The organism is Lachnoanaerobaculum sp., assembly GCF_057250505.1.
Window position 1 is genome coordinate 66,535 of record NZ_DBHIEQ010000011.1, and the last position, 18,772, is coordinate 85,306.

Annotated in this window: 15 protein-coding genes; 14 read left to right on the top strand and 1 reads right to left on the bottom strand. The window is 35.6% G+C overall.

Features of this window, described 5'->3' with window-relative positions:
- Positions 1 to 71: 71 nt before the first annotated feature.
- The 11 genes from ACO6FI_RS06525 to ACO6FI_RS06575 all read left to right on the top strand — a co-directional run bounded on the left by ACO6FI_RS06525 (position 72) and on the right by ACO6FI_RS06575 (position 13,963).
- Entirely contained in the window at positions 72 to 1,781 is a 1,710-nt protein-coding gene (locus ACO6FI_RS06525) for a cache domain-containing sensor histidine kinase (protein ID WP_485456645.1), read from the top strand.
- Positions 1,778 to 3,319, top strand: coding sequence for a response regulator transcription factor (locus tag ACO6FI_RS06530; RefSeq protein WP_485456646.1), 1,542 nt, complete (start codon positions 1,778 to 1,780; stop codon positions 3,317 to 3,319). Before ACO6FI_RS06525 ends, ACO6FI_RS06530 begins: the two co-directional genes overlap by 4 nt.
- A gap of 68 nt (positions 3,320 to 3,387) precedes the next feature.
- Positions 3,388 to 4,260, top strand: coding sequence for a carbohydrate ABC transporter permease (locus ACO6FI_RS06535; RefSeq protein ID WP_485456647.1), 873 nt, complete (start codon positions 3,388 to 3,390; stop codon positions 4,258 to 4,260).
- A 4-nt stretch (positions 4,261 to 4,264) separates the two neighbouring features.
- Positions 4,265 to 5,065 carry a carbohydrate ABC transporter permease gene (locus ACO6FI_RS06540; protein ID WP_485456648.1) on the top strand — a complete coding sequence of 267 codons (801 nt, stop codon included), beginning with the start codon at positions 4,265 to 4,267 and terminating at the stop codon, positions 5,063 to 5,065.
- Between the two features lie 3 nt (positions 5,066 to 5,068).
- Entirely contained in the window at positions 5,069 to 6,868 is a 1,800-nt protein-coding gene (locus ACO6FI_RS06545; protein ID WP_485456649.1) for a glycoside hydrolase family 43 protein, read from the top strand.
- Between the two features lie 72 nt (positions 6,869 to 6,940).
- On the top strand, positions 6,941 to 8,266 hold the full coding sequence (locus ACO6FI_RS06550) for an ABC transporter substrate-binding protein (RefSeq protein ID WP_485456650.1): 1,326 nt from the start codon (positions 6,941 to 6,943) through the stop codon (positions 8,264 to 8,266).
- A gap of 278 nt (positions 8,267 to 8,544) precedes the next feature.
- Complete coding sequence (locus ACO6FI_RS06555) at positions 8,545 to 9,516, top strand: phosphotriesterase family protein (protein ID WP_485456651.1); 972 nt, start codon at positions 8,545 to 8,547, stop codon at positions 9,514 to 9,516.
- A 10-nt stretch (positions 9,517 to 9,526) separates the two neighbouring features.
- Positions 9,527 to 10,543, top strand: coding sequence for a beta-keto acid cleavage family enzyme (locus ACO6FI_RS06560; protein ID WP_485456652.1), 1,017 nt, complete (start codon positions 9,527 to 9,529; stop codon positions 10,541 to 10,543).
- A gap of 123 nt (positions 10,544 to 10,666) precedes the next feature.
- Positions 10,667 to 11,677 carry an enoyl-CoA hydratase/isomerase family protein gene (locus tag ACO6FI_RS06565; RefSeq protein WP_298054963.1) on the top strand — a complete coding sequence of 337 codons (1,011 nt, stop codon included), beginning with the start codon at positions 10,667 to 10,669 and terminating at the stop codon, positions 11,675 to 11,677.
- A 14-nt stretch (positions 11,678 to 11,691) separates the two neighbouring features.
- Positions 11,692 to 12,573 (top strand): SDR family NAD(P)-dependent oxidoreductase, encoded by an 882-nt coding sequence (locus tag ACO6FI_RS06570; RefSeq protein ID WP_485456653.1) that lies wholly within the window; start codon positions 11,692 to 11,694, stop codon positions 12,571 to 12,573.
- A 73-nt stretch (positions 12,574 to 12,646) separates the two neighbouring features.
- Entirely contained in the window at positions 12,647 to 13,963 is a 1,317-nt protein-coding gene (locus ACO6FI_RS06575) for an acetyl-CoA hydrolase/transferase family protein (protein WP_485456654.1), read from the top strand.
- A gap of 45 nt (positions 13,964 to 14,008) precedes the next feature.
- Here the strand turns inward: ACO6FI_RS06575 and ACO6FI_RS06580 are convergent, their stop codons facing one another.
- Complete coding sequence (locus ACO6FI_RS06580) at positions 14,009 to 14,905, bottom strand: LysR family transcriptional regulator (RefSeq protein WP_485456655.1); 897 nt, start codon at positions 14,903 to 14,905, stop codon at positions 14,009 to 14,011.
- Positions 14,906 to 15,136: 231 nt separating this feature from the next.
- Between ACO6FI_RS06580 and ACO6FI_RS06585 the strand changes: the two genes are divergently transcribed.
- From ACO6FI_RS06585 to ACO6FI_RS06595, 3 genes are read left to right on the top strand one after another with little or no spacing between them, the layout of a single operon-like run.
- On the top strand, positions 15,137 to 16,303 hold the full coding sequence (locus ACO6FI_RS06585) for a thiolase family protein (protein WP_485456656.1): 1,167 nt from the start codon (positions 15,137 to 15,139) through the stop codon (positions 16,301 to 16,303).
- Positions 16,303 to 17,262: a 3-hydroxyacyl-CoA dehydrogenase gene (locus ACO6FI_RS06590; RefSeq protein WP_485456657.1), complete on the top strand. Its 960-nt coding sequence runs from the start codon at positions 16,303 to 16,305 to the stop codon at positions 17,260 to 17,262. The genes ACO6FI_RS06585 and ACO6FI_RS06590 overlap by 1 nt, the downstream gene beginning before the upstream one ends.
- A 14-nt stretch (positions 17,263 to 17,276) precedes the next feature.
- A complete protein-coding gene (locus ACO6FI_RS06595; RefSeq protein ID WP_485456658.1) occupies positions 17,277 to 18,563 on the top strand; it encodes an MFS transporter in 1,287 nt (428 codons plus the stop codon).
- Positions 18,564 to 18,772 lie beyond the last annotated feature (209 nt).

The window sequence follows — 18,772 nt, forward strand, 5'->3', positions numbered from 1 at the left end:
CATATGCCCTATGATCAGGTTTTTGCCGGGTTGTAGGGCATATTAAATTTATGTAATCGGTGGAGAAGAGTATGAAATTAAAGAACAAGTTATTGATGGTTATGGTATTGATATTGACGGTGAGCGGTATTATTGTAACAGGAATTTGGTATTGGGTAAGTAAAAAGATGTCTGTAGTTTATGCTGAAAATATATCTAAAAGTGCAATGCTTGATGCCTACCATGCGTTTGAGTATATATTAACAGACACTGCATATATGACAACAATGATTGCAATTGACAGAAATAATATCATAGTACCGGTTTTAAAGCTAAGTACAAAAGTAACAAAGGAAAATGGACAGTGGAATGATGTTTATTTGAAAAATAAAAGATTGATTTTAAACTATATAACCAGCATTGATGGATATAAGTATTATATTTCAGGAATTTCTGTTGTAGTAAATAAGGAATGCGTCTTTTCATCAAATCATATCGTTCCAAGTGATGAAGGAGTATTATCGGAGATAATGGCATTGGACAGAGAAAAACTTAAAAACTCTGTAGTTATGATGAAACCTGTTCATATGGAAGGCATGAAATCAAACTCAAAAAGTGACTATGTAGTCCCTGCTGTACGAGGTATATTAGATAGCTTTGGAAATATTATAGGATATGTTGTAGTGTATTTTGATTATGGAGTAATTGATCAAATGTTTTCGACAAGCCTACCACAAAATAGCATTTTTTTTGTAACAGATAGTAAAAAAAATTTGATTTATTCAAATTATGATATGAGTGAAGATGATTTTAATAATCTAAGTGATGGATATATAAAAAGTAGTTTTTTTGCGGATAAAGTGGATTGGGAGTTTAAGATAGCCATACCTACAGAATATTACACAAAACGTATAAATTATACAGCACTTTTATCAGGGGTTATGATAGCTTTAATAGTAGTTATATCTGTTATTATCTGTATTATACTGACTTCAAGGATGCTGAGAGAAATTACAGTGCTTAAGAATAAAATGCAGGGTATTGCAAATGGTGATATGGATATTAGATATAAAGTAAAAGCAAATGATGAAATAGGTCAGATGGGTTTGGTTTTTAACAGTATGATAGATAAGATAGAGACCTTAATGGAGACGGTTGAATATAAAGAAAGAGAAAAAAGAAAAGCAGAGATATCTTTTTTACATGCTCAGATCAATCCGCATTTTTTATCAAATACATTAAATACTGTTGTTTGGATGGCTAAGATACAGCATGCTGATAATATAGTACCCTTGGTAAATAATCTGAATTCATTGCTTAATTCAGTGATTAGAGAGAAAAAGGAATTGGTTTTACTAAAAGATGAACTGGATTATGTGGACAGATATTTGAATATTATGGAATATAATGGAAATTATGATTTTAAAGTAAAAAAGGATATTGAGAATATAGCATTAAATCTCTATATTCCAAGATTTATTCTACAACCGATTTTAGAAAATGCAATTTATCATGGAAAGTCAGAAGACCTCAATAGTGAAATAACTATAAAAGCGTTTGTTGAAGCAGAATACCTTAATATTATAATAAGTGACAATGGAGTGGGTATGACAAAAGAAGAAATAGAAATGATATTTGCAAAAGATGACAGTAAATATACATCAAATAAAATAGGAATTAAAAATGTTAATGAAAGAATTAAAACCTTGTTTGGAGATGAGTATGGCATATACTATGAAAGTAGACCGGGTAAATATACAAAATGCAAATTTTTATTACCAAAAAAGGAGAACTGTCAATGAAGAGGATTACTTTAGCAATAGTAGATGATGATATGGTCAGCAGAAGTTCTATAAAGAAATATCTTGAAAATAGTGACAGATATGAAATAGTTATGGAATTCATAGATGGAAAGGGATTGCTTAACTGGTTGAAGAATAATTCTGTGGATATACTTTTGTGTGATATGAGGATGTCTGAAATGGACGGCGTGGAGCTTATGAGGGCACTACATCTTTTGTATGAATATATACCTATAATTGCAATCAGCAGTTTTGATGATTTTTACTATGTCAGAGGCAGTCTTAGAAACGGTGCTGCTAATTATCTTTTAAAGCATGAATTGACAAGAGAATATTTGGAAAGCGTACTGGATAAAGTATGTGATCAATACAATATACATCCAAGTGAGAATAGAATTTATAAAAAAAGAGGATATGTAGCTTTATGTAGGAGTGACTTTGAAACTTCAAAAATAAAGACATTATGTGAACAAGGCATATTGGATTTTGAATTTGGAAAAATAGGAATAATTGTTATAAGTCCTGATATCAAAATAAAGTCAGGAGTAAATATATTGGAATTTAAGCAAGATATATGCAAAGTTATTTTAGATATGATAAGTCAGATATTAGGTGACAAGTACTCATATATTGCAAACATAACCGACAGCTATAATATTGTTTTACTTGTATCATTTGGTCTTGAAAGAAGCACACTAATTATTATTAATACGATTCACAGTATAGCAAGTAGACTGTATAGAATGTCAGTGCGTATGCTTGACACAACATTGTATATTATTTGTAGTGATACATATGAAAGTATAGAGTCAGCTATGGAAGCACAGGAGAGTATACAAAAAAAGATTGAAGATAAATTTTATAATGGAGCAAATAAAATCATTTATGATGCAGTTACGGCAAAAATCAAGTATAAGGATAGTGAATTTGAAAGAACATTCTTAGATCAGCTGGAATTTGAAATTCAAAATAATATCAATAATGTAAAGAAGACTGTAGAAGAGATTTTTTATAAATTGGAAGAAGGCAGATATAGTCAAGTAATAGTAAGAGAAACCGCTGAAAAAATATTAGAGTTATTGAGAGTATATAAGTTGACAGATGCAACAATGTTTGATGATGCAAAGCTTAGGATGAAATACTTTGATTTATTCACTCAATATAGAGAACTTGTTGAAGATTTTATGAAAAAGATTCTTACTGATAATAAAAAAAGATATTCCGCTGCAATTGAAGCGGTTATAGCGTATATAAATAATAATATATCAGAAGATATTTCACTTGAAGACTGTGCAGGCATAGCAAATATCGGTTATACAGTACTTAGCAGGGAGTTTAGGGCTGAGACAGGAATGAGATTTGTAGAGTATTTGAATTTACAAAGAGTGAATAAGGCAAAAAGTCTTTTGATTCGTGGAAGTATATCCATGAAAGAAGTCGTGAAGAAATCAGGATTTAGAAACTATAATTATTTTTTTAAAGTGTTCAAAGATATCACAGGAGAAACACCAAGTGATTTTTTAAACAAAAAAATATAGTAAAAAGCAAAAATTTAGATTACCCCTGTCTTATATAAAATTTATAATGATTTGTAGAGAGGTGAGAAATGAAGAAAAGGGGTAAAAGTGATAGAATCGCATATTTATATATTTTGCCACTGATGATTTTGTCTTTTGCAATAGTGTATTATTGTATAATTGATACAGTATTTGTAAGCTTTACTGACTGGGACGGTATGTCTGCTGAATTTAATATTGTAGGGGCAAGTAATTATGTAAAGATGCTTAAAGATCCTGTTTTTTGGGGATCTGTATGCAATAACCTTATATTTTTTGTAGGAACAGTTTTTGTCCAAGCGTTTATCGGCTTTATTCTTGCAGTTTTTTTGAAGACTAAGTTACCCGGAACAGGAATCTTTAAAGCTGTATATTTTATGCCAATTGCTATGGCAACATCTATAATAACATCTATATTCAAAATTCTGATGGATCCTACAAATGGAGTGTTGAACCAATTCCTTAGAAGTGTTCATCTGGATATGTTTGCGTGTAACTGGCTGGGGGATCCGAAGGTGGCATTATTTTCAGTGATACTTGTGAATATATTTCAGTGGATGGGATTTTCTATGATGACATATTATGCAGGTCTTATGGGATTGCCGGATGATGTATATGAAGCGGCAAGGATAGATGGTGCAGGATTTTTTAAAACTGTTTTTCACATTACATTTCCTATGCTTAGGGGTACTACAAATGTATTGGTTATTCTGGGAATTGTAGGTTCACTAAAGACATTTGATATAGTAAAACTTCTTACCGGAGGAGGTCCGGGCAGATCAACCACTGTAATGAATACTTATCTTTATGAAAAGGCATTTAATGACTTTAATGCAGGTGGAGCTGCGTCAATAGGTGTGTCAATTTTAATTTTGGCTGTAGTTATGTCTTTTATTCAGATAAGACTTGGCGAAAAGGAGTGATTATATGAAGCACAAGTATTTACATAAAATATTTATATATGCAGTTTTGATTGTGTTTGCATTTATATGGATTTTGCCACTTAGTGTTGCACTTATAAAATCATTTCAGTTGGAGGGGGTTAAGAACTATATATATGTTTTAAATTATGAAAAGATTAGTTACGTCAGAGTTATTTTTAACAGTCTGTTCATAGGTATTGTTACATCCATTACAGTAACGATAATTACATCATTAGCTGCATTTGCATTTTCAAAGATGAAATTTGTAGGTAATAGAGTTATTTTTAATAGTATTTTAGCGTGCTTGGCAGTTCCGGTGGCTTCTGTAACAAGCCCACTTTTTTCATTGATTAAAAATTTTAATTTGCTTGATAATCATTTCGGTGTTATCTTGCCGCTTGTTGCGTTTAATGCACCTATGATGCTTTTAATGATTAAAAATTATTTTGATACGATACCTGATGAACTTCTAGAGAGTGCAAGAATGGACGGTGCGGGGAGATTTATGATTTGGTGTATATTTATGATACCTCTTAGTATTCCTATTATTGCAAATGTATTGGTATTGACTTTCATTTATTCTTGGAATGATTATTTGATGCCGTTACTTGTAATGAGATCACCCGATAACTATCCTGTGACTTTAGCTGCACAATTTTTTATGTCAAGTACATACCAGAGTCCTGTTGATGTAGCAAGAATTTATGCTGTTATGGTGCTTTTGGCATTGCCTTCAGTTTTGGTATATTTGATAAGTCAAAGATTTTTAGTATCGGGCGTAATGTCAGGTTCTGTGAAAGGATAAAATATGAGTGAGAATCAGTTTTGCAATCCGGTTAAATTTAAAGACGGTAAAAGGCATACAAATCCTGATCCTTTTGTACTTAGGTGGTGTGGGAAATATTATTGTTATTCAACAGATGCAAAAGGAGTGAATTTAAGTATATCAAGTGACTTGGTAAATTGGGAGTATCTGGGGCTTTGCATTTCTGAAAAGGGATATAAAGATTACTGGGCACCTGCGGTTATATATATTAACGGTAAGTTTTATATGTATTACTCAAATATAAGGATTGGTGAGGTGGAAGGACATAACATTTGGCTTAAGGTAGCTGTGGCGGATAATCCTAAGGGACCATTTATTTGGCAGAAAACATTTTTTGATGAGTTTTCCATTGATGCACATCCTGTTATTTGGAACAGTCAGTTGTATATGTTTTATTCTGTAAACAATATTATAGGGACTGATGAAAAAAAAGCCGGAACAATTATAGTTATGGATAAGATGCTATCCCCATTAGAGTTTGCAGGTGAAAGAAAAGTTGTTTTACTGCCGAGCATTGAGCAGGAGATATTTCAAAAGAACAGATTTAACGACGGACGTGATTGGTACACTTTAGAGGGGGCGGCAACGGTGGTACATGGAGATAAGTGCTTTTTGACATATTCAGCCAATGCATATTTGAATGTGGATTACTTTGTCGGATGTGCAGTTGCAAAAGTAAAAGAAAGTTTATTGGATATGACTTGGAAAAAGTTACCGTCTGATTATGAATGGAAACCGGTTTTGAGAAAAAATGATGTGGTGGAAGGCACCGGACACAATGTAATTGTGAAGGCACCGAATATGGTGGATGACTGGATTGTCTATCATGGAAGAAGAGCCGATGAAGAGTTGGTTGCCGCTAAGGAACAAAGAGAAATGAGGGTTGACAGGATACTTTTTAGCGGTGATAAGATGATTTGTTTTGGACCGACACAGCATGATGTTGAAGTTCCTAAAAAAGCATGGATACAGGTAGAAAACATAAAGATAATTTCTCAAGTTTTTCTTGAAATAAATGAGAAATGCTTAAAGGCTGAAGTCTGGCTCTCGGCAAAAAAACAACATATCGGATGCAGGTATGATTTGTACTTGGCATATATTGATGAGAGAAATTATGTAAAGATGGAGCTTCATAGTGGAAAAAGAAATTTATGTATTTATGAATGTATTGAAGGAATTGAAAGGTTAATAGATACTATAAACTTTTTAAAGGACTTTATATATTCAGTGCCGCATTTGTTTGCAATATATAAGACTTATCAAAACTATAGGATATTGATTGATGATTGTATTAAGGTCAAGTTTTCAGTGTCTGAGTGCTTTGATAGAAGCTTTAGGGTAGGAATAAAACCATATTTTACTGAAGTTATGCTCCACAGTTTGTCAATTGTAAAAACTGTAAACTTAGAAGGTAACAATTTAGCTTTTTTAAGAGAATATTATGATGTGGATAAGACTTTTATCGGGGAAGAAGGTATTAAGTCAAATGAAGATATTTTTATATTGACAGACAAAGTTAAAAATACGGATTTTGCTGAAGAAATTATTTTCCATTCAGAACCTAAGGTCAGTGAGTTAATTGTTGCATACAATGAAGATAAGAGAATATCTGTTAAACCGGGTAGAGAGGATTTTTCAATTTATAGAATAAGATGCGGTAATGTGGATAAACTTATAGTTGACGGAGAAGTTTATGAATATATAAATGTTCAAAGTAATTTTGTATATAAGTTATACTTGCAACATCTAAGTATAAAGGGTTACATATACACTGAAAGGTAATTATATATATTATAAAGATGTTTGTACGAAAATAAATGCCAAAAGGCATATGTGTTTTATGAGGAGGGTTAAATGAAAAAGACATTAAAGAGGTTTGTTGCAATTGCAGTGTCTGCAACTATGTTGTTTGGAATGGCAGGATGCGCTGCAAAGAGTCAGGAGAAAGAGAGCAAAGACACATCTGATGGAAAGGTAAAACTTACATTTTGGTCTTGGCTTCCTACAAATGATCAGTCAGATGAGATGATTAAAGAGTTTGAGAAAGAGAATCCTAATATTGAAATCGAGTATACAAGGACTGAGCAGGATGATTTCTTTGAAAAGTTGCAGGTGGCAATGGCTTCAGGTACCGGGCCGGATCTTTTCGGGATGACAACAGGACCGATGATGGAACAATACTCAAAGTTTTCTATGGATATGGGATCTGCGGCAGATCAGTATTGGAGCGGTTGGAAGGATAAAATAAATACAAATGCTGTATCTCAGAGTACATCTAAAAGCGGCACATTGGTAGGAATGCCGATGCTTATTGCAGGAATGACAACCTTGATGTATAACAAAACTTTAATGGATGAATGTGGAATTGAAAAAGTTCCGACAAACTATGCTGAACTAAAGGATGCGGCAGATAAGGCAAAAGCTAAGGGATATGTATGTGTTGCAGCAGGAGCTTCTGATGATTGGATTAATACGGACTGGTTCGTTCAGTCTTCAAATGAATTTGAAAAAGGGGCTGTATATGAGGCTGAAAAGGGGGATAGAAAATGGACGGATAAGTGCTTTGTGGACACTATGAACGCATGGAAAAAGATGTTTGATGATGGCATTTTTGAAGATGGAGCCTTAGGAATTGCTACATATCCTGATGCAAGAGATCAATATTTCTTTGCAAGAAAATCAGTATTTTTTATGACAGGTTCTTGGCACTTGGGACCTACATCTACATCGAATACCGAGATTGTAGGAACTGAAATTGGAAACAAGAAAGACGTTATAGGTATGGAGCCCTTCCCATCAGTGTCTGACAGCGGAGAAAGACTTGGAACATCAGGTGTTGATTTGATGGTATGCATCAATAAAGACTGTAAGAATGCAGAAGCGGCAATGAAGTTTATAGAGTATTTGTCTGACGGTTGGGGTCAGCAGTATTGGGTGAACTATTTACAGGGTTCTCCTGTATCAAATGAAATAAAGTATAAGGGTACCATTGATGGAGAACTGCAACAACAGTCAATTGATGATGTAAACAAGTATGTTGCAGATGCGGCAGGCAGCAGAAAACTGTCAAACAGTGAGGTAGAAAAGGCGATTCATGTTGCGATGCAAAATGTGGCGGCCGGTGCAGATCCAAATAAGGAGCTTGAAACTGTGCAGCAGATTTATGATAGCAGTAAATAAAAAGACATCTTATTTATCCACAGCAAGTTCTGCAATAAACTTTTTAAAAAATTTGTTGACGAGGTGGATGATTATTTAGCTAATAGATATTGTAGAGAAAAATAATATTTAAAATCAAGGTAAAAAGACCGTCAAACTTTGGCGGCCTTTTTTATATTCTCAAAAGCTATAATTCCATTATCGTATAATAGCCACAGTTTTATGAATAACTAACTTATTCTAAAGTCTTTTTATAAATCTTTTTGGTTGATATACTAATAAAGAGAGGAGGTGTCGTTTTGATTGAGACAGTACTGGGTAAAAGGGACGTAAAGGATATAAAAAGATGTCTGATGCATGAACATTTTCTTTTTGGATTTTGTGGATATCAAGGTGATATGAGCTTGGGAAGATTCGATGAGGAAAAGTCATTAAAGATATGCAAGAATGAATTGAAAAAGGCTACTGACTATGGAGTGAATACAATAGTAGATGCTACTACCAATGAATGTGGCAGAAATGTCAGATTTTTGCAGAGACTTTCAAGGGAGACAGGTGTAAATATTATATGTTCCACAGGTTATTACTATGAAGAAGAGAGTGCATTTGCATATTGGAAGTTCAGACAAAAATTTACGAATATAGAAGATGAGATTTTTGAGATGTATGTGCAGGAACTCACAAAAGGTATTGAAGGAACAGATATAAAGGCCGGAGTTATTAAGTTGGCATCAAGTAAGAATAGAATTACAGAGATTGAGGAAGCCTTTTTTAATGCGGCTGCAAGAGCACAGAAAGAAACAGGAGCAGTTATAATCACACATACACAGAGTGGAACTATGGGAAAGGAACAGGCACAACTTCTGATTGGTAAAGGTGCTGACAAGAAAAAGATAGCTATAGGACATATGTGTGGAAATACAGATATTGAATACCACAAGAGTGTGCTTGGGCAAGGTGTATATTTAAATCTTGACAGATTTGGACTTCAAGGGAAATTATTCGGTACTCCCACTGATGAGGAAAGAGTTGATTTGATAGAAAAGCTTATAGCGCTTGGTTACGAGGATAAGATTTTAGTGGGTCATGACACAGTGAATGTCCAGCTTGGCAGAGAAAATATAATGAACGATATTATGAAAGAAGCAATGAAAGATGCAAACCTTGGTACACTTGGGAAAAAGGTTATTCCTATTATGGAAAAAAGAGGAATAAGTAACAGTGTAATTGAGAAGATCTTTAGTGAAAACCCAAAGAATATATTTAGATAGGAGATAGACAATGGATAAGGTAATTATAACAGCGGCACTTACAGGAGCGATAACACCAAAAGGATATGATGTGCCGGAGACACCGGAGCAGATAGCAAAGGATGCGTATGAATGTTATAAGGCGGGAGCATCAATAGTTCACTTACATATGAGAGATGATGCAGGAATGGGTGTTATGGATCCTGTAAAATTTTATCAGACAATATCGATATTAAGAGAAAATTATCCTGACTGTGATGTGATAGTTAACTGTACATCATCAGGAGATAACAGAGTATCTGATGATTCACCTTATGGAAATGCACTCAGAATGTTGCATCACAAGATGGTACCGGGAATTGAAATGGGTACATTTGATGCAGGTAGCTTTAACTGGGGAATACCGGGAGGAATATTCTCAAATTCACCTACATTTTTGACAACTCTTGGAAATTTGTATCAGGAAGTGGATATCAAGCCTGAGTTTGAAGTGTTTGATCTGGGAATGATAAGAGCGGTAGGAGTTTATTGGAAAAAAGGTATCGTAAAAGCACCGCTTCATTTCCAGCTTTGTCTAGGTGTAGTAGGAGGAATGAACGCTGAATGTGCTGATGTTGAAGAGATGCTTGCATATATAAGAAGATTGCAGTTACACGGTGAATTACCTATGGAAATAACATGGTCGGCATTCGGTGTAGGAAAGGGACATATACCTGTTATGTTGTCTGCACTTGCAAACGGCGGAAATATAAGAGTCGGTATGGAAGACAATGTGATATACGGTAAAGATGAAAAAGGTGAAAAGATTTTTGCAACAAATAAGATGCTTGTAGAAAGAGCTGTAAGAATTGCAAAGGCGGCAGATAAAAAGATTGCCACACCTGCGGAGGCAAGAAAGATACTCGGTCTTAAGGAGTTTAACAGAGAAGAACAACTCAGAGAACTGAGGGCAATAAGGCTTGAGGACTTTGAAGTTGCAAAGAGAAAGTTGAGAGAAGAACTTGGCGGAACATACTTTGAAGCCAAAGGAATGGGTGAGAAAAAATAATATATTATGCTATACAAAAATGACATAATAGAAAATATTTTGGAATTTCCGTATATCATATATCTCGTGATATAGTACTTATATAAAAAGTATATCGTATTTCAACAAAATATGGAGGTGTTTATGCAACCATTAGCAGATTATGTAAAATTACCGCAATTCGATGAATACAAGGAGTGGTTCAAAGCTTTTGCGGATTTGAAAAGAGAAGACGGCATCGTACAGGTGACATGGAAAACAAATGACGGTCCTATGCATCATTCAGGAATGTCACATAGAGCTATGAGCCAGCTTACCAGAGTATTGTCACTTGATTATCAGAACGAGATCATTATTTACACACATATAGGTGATAACTGGATGATAGAGTCCGATGCAAACGGATGGGAGACATATTCAAAGTTGCCAAGAGAAAGATTTGAGCATCAGTATTTTGATGATACAAACCTGATTAAAAATATGGTTTTTGATTTACAGGTACCTACAATCGGTGCTATTCCCGGACCGGGATTCCACTGGGACAGTGCAATGCTTTGTGATGTAACTATCTGTACAGAGGATACAAAACTTGAAGTTCCTCACGCACAGGGCGGACTTGTTCCGGGAGACGGAATGGGACTTATGTGTCAGCATTACTTCGGCACAAAAAGAGGAAACTACTATATGATGACCAGCAGACAGTTTACCGCACAGCAGATGCTTGACTACGGAATGGTGAGTGAAGTTGTGGCAAAGGGAAAGGCTGTAGAGAGAGCTTGGGAAATTGCCAGAATGTGGAAGACAATGTCATATGAGAACAGAACAATAATGTCGGATCTGGCTAAGAGACCGTTGCAGAAATTGTTGGTAGAGGATTTGAAGCTTCATACCGTAAGTGAGCAGTACGGATCACTTCTTAGAGTGGCTGCAGGAGAACTTGGCGATGAGAACTCATCACAGCAGGATGAAAAATACATAAGCAGAGTAAATGATTACAGATATGCTACCAAGGATATGGAGGAACCACAGACTGCAAAATCATGGAGAGAGATGCCAAAGAGAGCAGGAGAATGGTTTGAGAAGGTACAAAAGGGCGAGATAGAGAACCCTTATGAGTTTGAACACAGTAATGAACCTGATTGGTACAAATTTTAAAGGAGGATTTGGATATGCCAAACGTATATAGTGGTGATTTAACAAAGATGTTTGATTTAACCGGAAAGAAAGCCGTAATATTCGGCGGTGCAGGCGGATTCGGTAAGGCTATAGCTGAGGGTTATGCCGCAAACGGTGCCGATGTACTTATTCTTTCAAGAAGAGAAGATGCACTGAAGGAAGCTGTTAAAGAAATAGAGGCAAAAAAGGCAGCCAATTCGGTAGTAAAGTATTTTGTATGTGATGCTTCTAAGGAGAGCGAAGTAATAGCGGCCAGAGACTTTTGTGTAAGCAAAGAGGGACTTGGGGGTTGCGACATACTTGTAAATTCACAGGGTATTAACAAAAAGATGTTCTCTTGGGAAATCGACAATGATTTCTGGGATAAGATGATGGATACAAATATTACATCACTTATGTATACATGCAGATACTTCGGAAACTGGATGAAGGAGAACAATACGTCAGACGGTGTTAAGTACAATGAGAAGGATTTTGAATCAGGAAAGCCTTCACCATGTGCAGGATACGGAAAGATCATAAATATCGGTTCTGTAAGAGGTATCAGAATAGTTGGAAACGGCGGCATGGGGAATGTTGCATATAACACCACAAAGGGTGCTGTAGAGATGCTTGGAAAGGCATTTGCAGCAGATCTTAGACCGAATATTCAGGTTAATACAATCGGACCTACAATTACATATACGCCGATGATGGTCGGACTTTTGCCACCTGATGAGAACGTAAGAAACGGAATTGCGGCAGCATTACCTGCACAGAGAATCGGTTACGAAGTTGATGTAGTAGGACCTGCTATATTCTTAGCATCTGCAGCTTCTGATATGGTTACCGCTACAACAATTTATCCTGACGGCGGACTTGTAGCAACATCTTAAATTTAAATCTAGTGCAAACACTGTATTATTATGGTGTTTGCATTTTTAATAATATGAATACTGAGGAAATGATATGGATTATAAAGAGATATATAAAAGTAAGGTAATGAGTGCCGAGGAGGCTTTAAAAAAGATAAAGCCAAACTCGAGAGTTTTCTTTGGTATGTCAATGAGTGAACCGGATTATCTTGTAGATATTATGTGTAACAATAAGGAGTGGTTTGAAAATGTCGAAATCTGCCATATGGGTTCTACAGGACCACATAGATATTGTTATGAAGAAGGAATGGAGGGCCATTTACATCACAATTCACTCTTTGTAAGTGCAGCTTCAAAAAATTCTGTAAGAGATGGGAAATCCGATTTTACACCTATATTTTTTTCTGAAATGCCAAGACTGATAGAGAATGGTCCTATCAAGGCGGATGTGTGTATGCTGATGGTTACTCCTCCGGATGAAGATGGCAATGTAAGTATTGGTCTTTCGTGTGACTATACAAGACAGGCACTTGATAGTGCATCACTTGTTATAGCTCAAGTCAATGAGTATTGGCCATACACATATGGAGATACGGTAGTAAGTGTAGAAGATATTGATTGTTTTGTAGAGTACTCTGCACCAATTAGAGAGATGCCCGTAGCACCGATCACAGAGATAGATAGGGAGATAGGAGAACAATGTGCCAAGCTGATCAATGATGGAGACACACTTCAGCTTGGAATTGGTGCATTACCGGATGCAGTATGTGGCTTTATTGAGCATAAGAAGAATCTGGGAATTCATTCAGAGATGATAAGTGACGGAGTAGTCAATTTGATGAAATGCGGTGCTGTAACAAATAAAAATAAGTTGGTTGATAAAGGCGTTACGGTTGCTTCATTTGGTATGGGTACAAAAGCTTTTTATGACTACATAGATCATAACCCAAATTTTTTATTTAAAAGAGTTGATTATACTAATGATCCATTTATTATTGCAAAACAAGACTATATGGTATCTATAAATTCTTGTGTTGAAGTAGATTTGCAAGGACAGGTTTGTTCAGAGTCGGTAGGACTTTTTCAGATCAGCGCTGTAGGCGGACAGGTGGATTTTGTAAGAGGATGTTCACTGGCAAAACATGGAAGATCGATTATTGCAACACATTCTGTTACCAAAAATCATAAGTCAAAAATAGTTGCATTCCTTGAACCGGGTGCAGCGGTTACGACGAGCAGAAATGATGTTGACTATGTTGTAACGGAATATGGAATCGCACATTTAAAAGGCAGAAGTTTGAGGGAAAGGGCAATACTTCTTATAAATATTGCACATCCTGATTTTAGAGATGAACTTAAAAAGGAATTTGAAAGAAGATTCAAATGTGAATTTCCGGAAGAATTGGACTAGAGGTATTTTATATCAAAAAGTGGGTTAGTTGTATAACCCACTTTTTTAGTTAAATATTTCTTTATGAAAATTGGTGAAAGAATGTATAAATGTCTTTAATGATCCTTTAGTATTATTTTTTTTCCATATAAGCGACAGTGAAATTTTAGCTTCAGGGTCTGATATATTGACTATAGGTTGATTTGTAGCCATAAATGTCAAATGCTTAGGTATTATGAAGACACCCTCTCCAAGATCGGAGTAAAATAATCCCGAGTCAACATTGCTGACATATCTTACTATATTAGGTTTGACATTAAACTTTTCAAAAAGTGTATCATGGAAATGTGCTACATTCGGGTTGTCGTTTTTTTGAAATGATATCATATCCACATTATCAAGTTCACTTATGCTTATGGAATCTCTACCTACGAACTTTGAGTTCCTTGGGACTATAACGCATAAACGATCATAGGAAATATGTTTTACTTCAAAATTTGTAAACCTTGAGGCGTCTATATGAGAAATAAAAGCTACATCATATGTATCGTTTTCAACACCGGCTATAAGCGGAGCCAAATCTGTGGAAGTGTATTCGATATTTATATTCGGATGATTCAGATTAAATGTATCTGAAAATTGCACAATAAAAGGTTTTGCAGCTCTTCCAAGTATACCGACAGATAGCGTGGAGTTTTTAGTATCTGTTAATTCAGTAATATTTCTCATAACTTCATTATAGCATTCCATCAATTTTGTGAATTCTTCTTCACATAGTCTTCCTATATTTGTCAACTCCACTTTATGAGTATCGCGAACAAATAGTTGAGCGTTAAGTTCTTCTTCTAAGGCGTGTATATGTCTACTTAAAACAGGTTGTGTTAGGTAAAGTAAGTTAGCAGCTTTAGAATAATTCAAATGCTCTGCAAGTATAAGAAACTCATGAATTCTACTTAAGTTCATAAAATCCTCCTTAAATATAAGTTCGTTATTTCGCAATAAAAATATTTTTTGTGTATACAAAATATAATTTATATGAAAATATATTTATAACACCATTATAGCAGAAAATAATTGTTATGCAAATTTAATATAACAACAAATTTAATTAGAATTTCATTGTATAAAATGTGTATGTTAATATATAGACAATTATAAAGAACGAAAGAACGAATTGATTTGAAAGGAAAACAAATGGCAAAGGAAGCAGTAATAGTAGGTTATGGAAGATCGGCGGTAGCAAGAGCATTTAAAGGCAGTTTGGTAGGAGTACATCCTATTGAATATGCGGCACAGGTACTTAACGGAGTAGTAGAGAAAGTACCTAATTTAAAGAAAGAGGATGTTGAGGATGTAATAGTCGGATGTGCGGTTCAGCATAAGCAGACATCAATGAATATAGCAAAGAGTATTGCTGTAAGAGCCGGTATGCCGGAGTCGGTATCGGGAGTAAGTATCAACAGATTCTGTTCTTCAAGCTTGCAGGCAATTGCATATGCATGCGGAAGTATCTGTGCAAATCAGGCCGATATGATTATGGCAGGCGGAGTTGAAGATATGACTGATACATTTGAGCCGTATCCGGTAGAGTATCAGGATGAATGGCTGAACGAGTATGCTCCGGGTGCATATATGGCAATGGGTATAACTGCTGAGAATATAGTTAAAAGATATAATATAAGCAGAAAGCAGATGGATGAACTTGCACTTGAGTCTCATAAAAAGGCGGCAAAAGCAAGAAAAGAAGGTAAGCTTGCAAAATCAATTATACCTGTGAAAGTGGAAAGAGACGGTAAGAGTACGGTATTTGATATAGATGAGGGTATTCGAGAGGATACGACTATGGAGAGACTTGAGAGCTTGAAGCCATGCTTTATAAAGGAAGAAGACGGAGGAAATGTCACAGCGGCAACTTCATCTCAGACATCGGATGCCGCAGCATTTGTAGCGGTGATGAGTGAAGATATGGCAAAGGAGAAGAATATCAAGCCTATAGCAAAACTTATCGGATATGCGGTGACAGGTGTGGATTCTACAGTTATGGGACTTGGTCCTATAAAGGCGGTCCCAAAGGCATTAAAAAAGGCAGGTCTTACAATAGAAGATATTGATGTGTACGAGTTAAATGAGGCTTTCGCCGCGCAGGTTATTCCGTGTATAGATGAGCTGAAACTGGATAAGAGCAAACTTAATCCATATGGAGGAGCCATGGCGCTTGGTCATCCTATGGGAGCGACAGGAGCTTTTCTTACATGTAAGGCGCTTGACTATTTGATTGATAACAATAAGAGATATGCTCTTGTTACCATGTGTATAGGTGGTGGAATGGGTGCAGCGGCAGTATTTGAGAGGTGTATGTAATGAGAGAAATAAACAGAGTAGCTGTAATAGGAGCAGGAGTAATAGGAGCAAGCTTTGCGCTTTTATTTGCTAAAAACGGACTTGAAGTAAATTTATATGATATATCAAAGGATGCACTTGATGCAGGTATAAATAATATAAGCAGGAATGTAGACACGCTTATAGATATGGGACTTGTTACACCTGAGGAAAAGAAGCATATACTTGAGAGAGTAAAGGTTTTTGACTCATTAAAGGATGCATTAAAAGATGTAGACTTTATTCAGGAAAACGGACCTGAAAGAATAAATATAAAGAGAGAAATGTTGAAGGAAATAGAAGAATATGCACTTACAGATGCGATATATTCAAGTTCCACATCGGGACTCTTGATATCCGATATTGCAAAGGAAGCAAAGCATGGCGAAAGGTGTATAGGAGGACATCCGTACAATCCTCCACATTTGATTCCGCTTATAGAACTTACATACACAGATAAGACTTCCAAAGAGTGTATAGAGGAGACAAAGAAGTTCTATGAGAGCCTTGGAAAAGAGGTAGTCATAATAAATAAGGAGTGTCCGGGCTTTATAGCAAACAGACTACAGCTTGCCGTATACAGAGAGATGATAGATCTTGTTATGAGAGGGGTATGCAGTGCTGAGGATGCCGATAAGGCGCTTACCTACGGCCCGGGAATAAGATGGGCAATCTTCGGACACAATATGATAATGCAGCTGGGGAATCCTAAAGGTCTTACCGGAATGATGGAAATGCTTGGTGACGGTGGAGATGTATGGCTAAGAGATATGGCTGACTGGAAGCATATACCGAGAGAAGAATATGCAAAAATAGCACAACCTTCTGTGGACGAGATGATGAAGAACTTCCCTGACTATAAAGGACATGATAATACATCATGTGCCAAGTTCAGAGATAAATCACTCATTGAGATATTAAAATTACATAAGAAAATTTAGTGGGGGAATATAAAATGAAACAAAAAAAGGGCGGGGATTTTTCATTTTGTAAAAAGGGTTGGACGGTAATAGGATTCCAGATTATATGGTTCTTCTTTATGACTGGAATGACTGTTGACGGACTCAACATTATAGTACCAGGGATTGCAGCATTCAGAGGTTGGGATCTCAACAGTATATTGGCATTTTCAACACCTGCATCGATTATCGCATTGCTGGTATGTGTAATATGGGGCGGATTTTGCAAGAAATTCGGAACTAAAAATACAATGGTTGTTACTATGGTTTTGGCAGGCATATCTACTATATGTTACGGTAATTCGGTCAGTATACCGATGTATGTAGTTTTCCTTATAGCAATGATTACATTCATTTCCGCATTTTCAGTTAATGTAGGTATGTCAATATGTGCAAACTGGTTCCCGACAAAAAAGGGAATTGTAATGGGACTTACAACAATAGGAATGAACCTGGCAAGTGCGCTTATCAATCAGATACTGAATTTCTTTACAAATCTTTTCAATATAAGTGTGGCAATATCCATGATGGGTGTGGCAATACTTATAGTTGCGGCATTGACGGCAGTACTTATAAAGTCTACACCTGAAGAAGCGGGTGCATTGCCTGATAATGATGAGCATGTTGCAAAGGTAATACATGAAGAGGAAAGAATACAGGCATCATATTCTAAAGATATGGGTTATAAAGAAGCACTTACAAACAAATTTGTATGGATACTTGGAATAGGATACGGATGCTTCGGTCTTGCCACAGTAGGAATAATGTCACAGCTTGTAGGCTTCTTTATGGATACTCGCGGTTACAGCATACAGGGTGCAATAAATGTTGTTACTATAGCGGCTATTATAGGAATTATCGGTTCAATAATCTGGGGTATAGTTGACCAGAAAATCGGAACAAGAATAACATCAATACTGTTCGGTATTTGGTACTTTATAGGTATATTATTGTTGTTATCAAGTAATAATATAATTATGGCAATAGGTATTATAATGCTTGGATTTGCAATAGGTGGAAACGGCAACTTCCCACCTTCAATGGCAAGCTATATATTCGGAAGAAGAGATTTTGCTATAAGCTACAGCTGTATGAATATGATTGTAGGTATCACAAGGTCCATGGCCTTTGTAATATTGGCAATACTTAGAGCCAACTTCTCAGGGTATACGGTTCCTTATATTGTATTTGCCGTTATTTCATTGATTGGTGCGGCATGTATCTTAAGTGTTAAAGTTACAGGTATAGTCGGTAAGGAAGTCAATGTGGAATTGGAAAAATAATAATATTAAAAGGTCGGTACATAAATCGGCCTTTTTATTATGTAGTTTTTTCCATATTTGCCAATACTGAAGTTTTGATATAGAATCCTGTATTTGACAGTTTTGAAAGATAAAATACCCTTCAAACCCTGTGTTTTAGCGGCTTTGGAGGATATTTACATTTCGTTTTAAAACTAAAAAAATAGTATTTTATTTTCCTTTACTTTGTT